We start from the raw sequence: 673 nt of genomic DNA on the forward strand, positions 1-673 counted from the left end.
CGAAACCGTTCTCGATGCCGCCGACAGGGCCGGTTATGCCATTCCCTATTCCTGCCGCAAGGGCGTGTGTTCGTCCTGTCGGGGCGGCATTGCGGCGGGCGAGGCCATGGTGCGCGGCCAGGGCCATCAGACCGGTCCGGCGGATGAGGTGCTCCTGTGCCAGGCGCGCCCGCTCAGCGATCTCGAGATCACGCCGGCCCGGATCCAGAAGGTCGAGCCGGTTCAGCGCAAGATCCTCGATGCCAAGGTGCGAAAGGTCGTACGGCCCGCGCCCGATGTCGCGGTGATCCATCTCCGCCTGCCCATCGGTCAGCGCGCGCCGTTTCGGGCCGGCCAGTATTTGCGGGTGCTGATGGAAGACGACGACAGCCGCAACTATTCGATGGCCAATCCGCCCCAGAAGAACGATGGCCTCGAGCTTCATATCCGTCACGTGCCCGGCGGCAAGTTTTCAGAGCAGGTGCTCGGCACGCTGGACAAGGGGACGGTCCTCAGGGTCGAACTCCCCTATGGCGAATTCTGCCTGTCGGACGAGGATGGCATGGACGCCGTGCTCCTCGCGACCGGTACCGGCTTTGCGCCCATGAAGTCGTTGATCGAGAACCAGATCGCGCTCGGTGCCGAACGTCCGTTGAAACTCTATTGGGGCGTCAACACCGAGGCCGATCTCTAT

Annotated in this window: 1 protein-coding gene; it reads left to right on the top strand. The window is 64.3% G+C overall.

Going from position 1 to position 673, the window contains the following annotated elements:
- On the top strand, nt 1-673 hold a 673-nt coding region (locus tag PZ895_RS02530; protein WP_275837460.1), incomplete at both ends, for an FAD-binding oxidoreductase.

The sequence above is a fragment of the Mesorhizobium sp. YIM 152430 genome (assembly GCF_029210365.1).
Taxonomy (GTDB): domain Bacteria; phylum Pseudomonadota; class Alphaproteobacteria; order Rhizobiales; family Rhizobiaceae; genus Aliihoeflea.